This is a genomic window from Phenylobacterium sp. (assembly GCF_036723115.1).
Classification (GTDB): Bacteria; Pseudomonadota; Alphaproteobacteria; order Caulobacterales; family Caulobacteraceae; genus Phenylobacterium.
The window spans coordinates 1-5,525 of record NZ_DAIMHV010000172.1 but is presented as its reverse complement, the minus strand read 5'-3'; the positions used below and the strand labels follow the sequence as shown (position 1 = coordinate 5,525).

Annotated in this window: 6 protein-coding genes; 3 read left to right on the top strand and 3 right to left on the bottom strand. The window is 68.2% G+C overall.

The window, feature by feature from the left end; genetic code table 11:
• The 3 genes from V7D28_RS13645 to V7D28_RS13635 all read left to right on the top strand — a co-directional run.
• Nucleotides 1–1,608: phosphoenolpyruvate carboxykinase (GTP) (locus tag V7D28_RS13645; protein ID WP_333587932.1), on the top strand; the 1,608-nt coding region annotated here is incomplete at its 5' end.
• A gap of 108 nt (nt 1,609–1,716) precedes the next feature.
• Complete coding sequence (locus tag V7D28_RS13640; protein ID WP_333587931.1) at nt 1,717–1,953, top strand: hypothetical protein; 237 nt, start codon at nt 1,717–1,719, stop codon at nt 1,951–1,953.
• A 309-nt stretch (nt 1,954–2,262) separates the two neighbouring features.
• Nucleotides 2,263–2,643: a hypothetical protein gene (locus tag V7D28_RS13635; protein ID WP_333587930.1), complete on the top strand. Its 381-nt coding sequence runs from the start codon at nt 2,263–2,265 to the stop codon at nt 2,641–2,643.
• 46 nt (nt 2,644–2,689) lie between these two features.
• Here the strand turns inward: V7D28_RS13635 and V7D28_RS13630 are convergent, their stop codons facing one another.
• The 3 genes from V7D28_RS13630 to V7D28_RS13620 form a co-directional block, all read right to left on the bottom strand.
• A complete protein-coding gene (locus tag V7D28_RS13630; RefSeq protein WP_333587929.1) occupies nt 2,690–3,727 on the bottom strand; it encodes a glycosyl hydrolase family 8 in 1,038 nt (345 codons plus the stop codon).
• Complete coding sequence (gene bcsD, locus V7D28_RS13625; protein WP_333587928.1) at nt 3,717–4,202, bottom strand: cellulose biosynthesis protein BcsD; 486 nt, start codon at nt 4,200–4,202, stop codon at nt 3,717–3,719. Before bcsD ends, V7D28_RS13630 begins: the two co-directional genes overlap by 11 nt.
• Nucleotides 4,199–5,525 (bottom strand): cellulose synthase subunit BcsC-related outer membrane protein (locus V7D28_RS13620; RefSeq protein WP_333587927.1); only part of this gene is annotated, 1,327 nt, incomplete at its 5' end. The genes bcsD and V7D28_RS13620, both read right to left, overlap by 4 nt.

Below are 5,525 nucleotides of genomic sequence, written 5' to 3'. Positions count from 1 at the left end.
GAGAGCCGGACCTTCATCTGCTCGGAAAAGGCCATCGACGCCGGCCCCACCAACAACTGGGCCGAGCCGGCCGAGATGCGCGCCAAGCTGAACGGTCTGTTCGACGGCGCCATGCGTGGCCGCACCATGTATGTGGTGCCCTTCTGCATGGGCCCGCTGGGCTCGAAGATCAGCGCCATTGGCGTGGAGATCACCGACAGCGCCTATGTGGCCATTTCCATGCGGGTGATGACCCGCATGGGCAAGCCGGCCCTGGACCAGCTGGGCGAAGACGGCTTCTTCGTGCCTGCGGTCCACACCCTGGGCGCGCCGCTGGCGCCGGGGCAGGCCGACGTCGCCTGGCCGTGCAACGAAGAGAAGTACATCGTCCATTTCCCCGAGACCCGGGAGATCTGGTCCTACGGCTCGGGCTATGGCGGCAACGCCCTGCTCGGCAAGAAGTGCTTCGCCCTGCGCATCGCCTCGGTGATGGCCAGGGACGAAGGCTGGCTCGCCGAGCATATGCTGATCCTCAAGCTCACCTCGCCGCAGAACGAGGTCCGCTACATCGCCGCGGCCTTCCCCAGCGCGTGCGGCAAGACCAATATGGCCATGCTGCAGCCGACCCTGGCCGGCTGGAAGGCCGAGACCATCGGCGACGACATCTGCTGGATGCGCTTTGGCGAAGACGGCCGTCTCTATGCGGTCAATCCCGAGGCGGGCTTCTTCGGCGTGGCCCCAGGGACGGGCGTTGAGACCAACAAGAACGCCATTGACGCCCTGCACGCCAACTGCGTTTTCACCAATGTGGCCCTGACGCCGGACGGCGACGTCTGGTGGGAAGGCCTGACGGCCGAACCCCCGGCGCAGCTCACCGACTGGCGGGGCAATCCCTGGACGCCGGCGTCCGAGACCCCGGCGGCCCATCCCAACGCCCGCTTCACCGTCCCTGCCGACCAGTGCCCGGTGATTGCGCCGGAATGGGAAGACCCGGCCGGCGTGCCGATCTCGGCCATCCTGTTCGGCGGCCGCCGCGCCAGCGCCGTGCCGCTGGTCACCGAGGCCTTCGACTGGCGTCACGGGGTGTTCATGGCGTCCAATGTGGCGTCCGAGGGCACGGCGGCGGCCGAGAACGCCATTGGCGAGCTGCGTCGCGATCCCTTCGCCATGCTGCCCTTCTGCGGCTACAATATGGGCGACTATTTCCAGCACTGGCTGGATGTCGGCGCCAAGGCCGACCAGGCCAAGCTGCCGCGCATCTATTTCGTGAACTGGTTCCGCAAGGACGAGAAGGGCAAGTTCGTCTGGCCGGGCTTCGGCGAGAACAGCCGCGTGCTCAAGTGGATCGTCGATCGCCTGGCCGGCCGCGCCGCTGCGGTGGACACCCCCATCGGCCGGCTGCCCACCCGCGAGAGCCTCGACCTGTCGGGCCTGACGCTCACCGACGCCCAGCTGGACCTGCTGCTCAGCGTCGACGCTGACATATGGACCCAGGAAGCCGCCCTCATTCCAGCCGCCTACGAAAAGTTCGGCGAGCGTCTGCCCAAGGCGCTCTGGGCCGAGCATGAAGCTCTGGAAAGCCGGCTGCAGCGCGAACGCCGCGGAGAAACCGTCGTCGCCGCGGAGTAGGGCGGGTAAGCGTCGAGGCGCCTGTTAGACCGGCGTCTTGGCGCTTCAACCGCTGCTGTAGGATCAAAACTTGACAGCCGACGTTCATCTTACGTCAGATGTCAGAGTATGTTGCAGCGCAACAGAGGCGTGGAAATGTCAGAACCGCTCTTCGCCTATTCGCTAAGTCAGGACGTGTCCGGCTGGATCTGGAGCGTCTATGACGAGGCTGGCGAGATCGTCGCCAGCGGGCTGGATGCCTGCCAAGAAACCGCCCAGGCGGCGGTGGAGCGCGCTATGCGTCATGTCGCGTGGATTGGACTTTCGGGTCCTGGGCGGCGCCTGAGTTCCGCAGGCTCCGCGTAGGGGGACGACGCTTCCCGCGTCACTTCAGATTTTGAGCACACCTGCGCCGCCTCCGGCGGCGCTTTGATTTGCCGCTGAGGCGCGGACGGGTTGTGATCCATCTATGTTGCAACGCAACGTGGCGGCGGACTCAAGCTTAGCTCTACCTTCGCGAGAACTTTTTTCCTCTTTCGCCGGGTACGGTCCGGAGTTCTACCCAATCTGCGATAAACTCAAGCGAGATAAGCAAAATTCACCTAGCGCGGGTTCCAATTGCCCTAGCGGTATCCTAATTTGGGACATCCCCAGTTCGTTGTGCGGTGCAGCAACATGCCACGCGATGTCACCAGTCTCCTGAGCCGCATCAACCAGACCCACATCCCCTACCGGGTGTTCGAGGCCGAGACCTCGGATCTCGACGACCTGCCGGACACGGTGGTCCGCCTGACGCCGGTGGAGATCGACGAGGCCCACCCCATCAATCCCCAGGCGCTGGCCGCCGAAGACGAAACCGCCAACGAGCTGGCCGCGCCGGAAGCCCGGGGACCGGCCGCAAGCGCTCTTGGCGCGGTATTCCATCAGGCCGCCGGGGCCGGGGCCGGGGCGCCGGAAGGCGCGGCGCGCGGGACTCTGTTCCGGCGGTATTCCACCCCGGGACCGGAGCGGTCAGACCGTCTGAAAGACCTGTTCCAGCGGTACAGCCAGGCCTGAACCGCTCAGCCCTCGCCGGGCGAAGTCTACGCCGCCTTGAGTCCGGTCAGGGCAGGGCCGCGCGCTCCTTGTCCGCCACGGCGGCCAGCAGGCCCAGGGCTGCGGAATAATAGTCTTCGAATTGCAGGGCCGGGCGCGGCAAGCCGCAAACCATCGCCGCCAGGGCCTGTCCCCCACTGGACAGGCCATAGTCGGCCTGGGTCCCGTTGGCGACATCCACCCAGGCCGGCGGCGGTGATCGCCCGATCAGGTGGGGCGTCCAAAAGCTCCGGGCCGCCTGCACCTGGGCATGATCCATGTATCCCCCCCAGGCCAAGTAGAGAGGGGCGCGCAGGGCGTCGAAGCCGAAGCGAGGCGGGCGACCGGGCGCCGGGGTGACAGCCCCGCCAACCCCATGCTGCGTCCAGTCGGTGGGAAGTCCCAGGTGGGAAAAGCGCGCCCGTTCGGCCAGCACCAACCCGTCGCGCAGGACGCCGTCCCAGCCTTCGTTCGGGGCGGCGGCATGAAACGCCTGCACGGCCGGGGCGATGAAGTAGGACGGATTGTAGGTGACCACCTCGCCCGCCAGAAACCCCTCCAGCCCGGGCAGGATCAGGCTCAGGCCGTCCCATCGGGCGATCAGCCGCCGTCCGATGGCGCCCCGGATCCGCGCGCTGGCCTGGGCATAGTCGGTATTGCGCGTCTGGGCTGCGGCGCGCAGCAGAGCCCAGGCCAGGAAGACGTCCCCGTCCGTGGCGTTGTTGGGATCATCCACCGCCGGGCTCTTGCGCGGGTCATAGCGCCAGGCGAAGAGGCCGTCGGGGCGCTGAAGGGTGCGGCGCGTCCATCCCCAGATGAGATCAAAGGCGCGCCGGTCGCCATAGGCCTGGGCCAGCAGCAGGGCGAAGCCCTGGCCCTCGCTGTGGCTGATGGCGTCATTGCCGGTGTCGATGATCCGCCCGTCGGCGGCCAGGAAGCGTCGCTTGAACGCCCGCCAGTCGGCGTCCCCATTCACCTTGGCGCAGGCCGCCACCGGCGCAGCCAGTCCGGCGCCCATGGCCAGGGCGCCGGTAACGGCATGCCGACGGTTGAGCTCAACGCCCATGCAGGAAGACCAGGGGCGAGATGGACTGTGTGATCCGCCGCAAATTGGGCAGCGGACTGCCCTGGGCCTTGAACCAGACGCTGTAGACCCCCTCCAGCACGGCGGCTGCGCCCGGCGGCCACAAGGCGTGTTCGTCATCTTCGAAGGCGTTGGGATAGGCGCCATGGACGATGGCGATGCCGGTCTCCACCGCCACCAGGCGGGCCCAGCCCCAGTCCATGTCGCTCCACACCTTGTTGATCGCCGCCTCCAGTTCCTGGAGCGTCTCGGAGGGGACGAGCTGGCGCTTCTCGCCGATCCGCCGGCCCACGGCGCGGAGGAAGGCGAGCACCTCGTCTGGCTCAGCGTTGGCGTGGAGCTCCACAGCCAAAGCGCCCAGGAAGTCGCGCCACTGGGGCTCACAGCGGCGCGCCGCCAGATAGGCCTGGTCCAGCCGCTGGATTTCGTCGGAAGCGAGGATGGGCGGGCGGCTCATGGACGGCCGCCCGCGCCCAGGGTCTGGCGCAGATAGATGGCGCCACGGGTCTCATCATAGTCGCCAAAGCCGCTGTAGCGGGCCTCCACCCCCAGCTGAGCCGATCCGTTCAGGTTGTATTCCAGCTTGCCGCCGGCCGAGACGCCAAAGCCGCTGCGGCTGCGGGAGGGATAGAAGGCGCTGACCCGTTCGCTTTCGCCGGCCAGGAACTCCAGCTGTCCCTGCAGGTCGGGTCGGTTGGGGAACACCGCCACGGCGTCCTCGCGATAGGTCTCATAGCCCGGCGTCACGCCCACCTCCAGGTTCCAGGCCGGGCTTCGATGGCGGAAGGTGACCGGCATGGCGAGACTGGTGAACGCCTGAGGACTGAAATAGCCCCCGTGGCCCAGGGTGAAGCGGTTCTGATTGTTGTCATAGGCCTGGTGGTTCAGGTTGACCCCGAGCTGAAGCTCCCGCTCCTCGGTGCGATAGGGGCGCACATAGGCGCCCAGATTGACCTGGTAGGCCTGGTTGTCGGCGGTCTGGTCGCCTTCGAACCGGTAGGCGGAAACCTCTGCATAGGCCCCGGTTCCCGGCTGGTCGACCACCACGCCCAGGCCGCCGCCGGTGCGGGTCACCTGGCCCCAGGTGAGGCCCGTGACCGGATCCTTGGACCCCGCAAAGGAGGTGATGCTGTCGGTCACCGCCCGCCGCTCAGCCCAGATGCGGCCTTCGACGCCTGGCGCGATGGTGGGGGTCCAGCGCACCCCGCCGAGGGGCTCGACCTTGCGGAAGCCCATGGGGCTCGTCCCCAGGTCGAGCGCCGCCGCCCCGCTGGTATAGGTGACCGAGACCCCCACGCCGCTGGCCGTCTGGGCGCCGATATCCACCAGCTGCGGCTCGCCTTCGGCGGCCAGGGCCGAGCCTGCGGGGATGGGATTGGCGCCGTAGCGCAGCCGAGCGTCCGCATTGGCCGATCCGCCGTCCAGGGTGACAGGCTCTACCACGAGCGCCAGCCGGCCCGAACCGATCACCGGGGTGGAGATGGAGGCGCGGCCCTGCAGGCTGCTGAGCTGGCTCAGACCCGCCTCGCCCGACCGGACCCGGACATTGACCTCGCCGCGGATCTCTGGCGCGGCGCGGCGGCTGAGCTCGGCGATCTGCCGGTCGATGGCTGAGAGCACCGGATCGCCCGAGGCGGGCCGAGCCTGCGGCGCGGCGTAGCCCGGCGCATAGAATCCTTGCGGCGCCGCGCCCGGCGCAGGGGCGGAGGGCAGGGCGAAAGGGTTGAACGCGGCCGCGGGCGCGGGCGTGACCGGGGCTGCGGGGGCTACGGACCAGGCG

What these genes read in the sequence shown, in the direction of transcription:
- V7D28_RS13640 (WP_333587931.1), top strand. Translation starts at nt 1,717, where the DNA reads ATGTTGCAGCGCAACAGAGGCGTGGAAATGTCAGAACCGCTCTTCGCC.
- V7D28_RS13635 (WP_333587930.1), top strand. Translation starts at nt 2,263, where the DNA reads ATGCCACGCGATGTCACCAGTCTCCTGAGCCGCATCAACCAGACCCAC.
- V7D28_RS13630 (WP_333587929.1), bottom strand. Translation starts at nt 3,727, where the DNA reads ATGGGCGTTGAGCTCAACCGTCGGCATGCCGTTACCGGCGCCCTGGCC.
- bcsD (WP_333587928.1), bottom strand. Translation starts at nt 4,202, where the DNA reads ATGAGCCGCCCGCCCATCCTCGCTTCCGACGAAATCCAGCGGCTGGAC.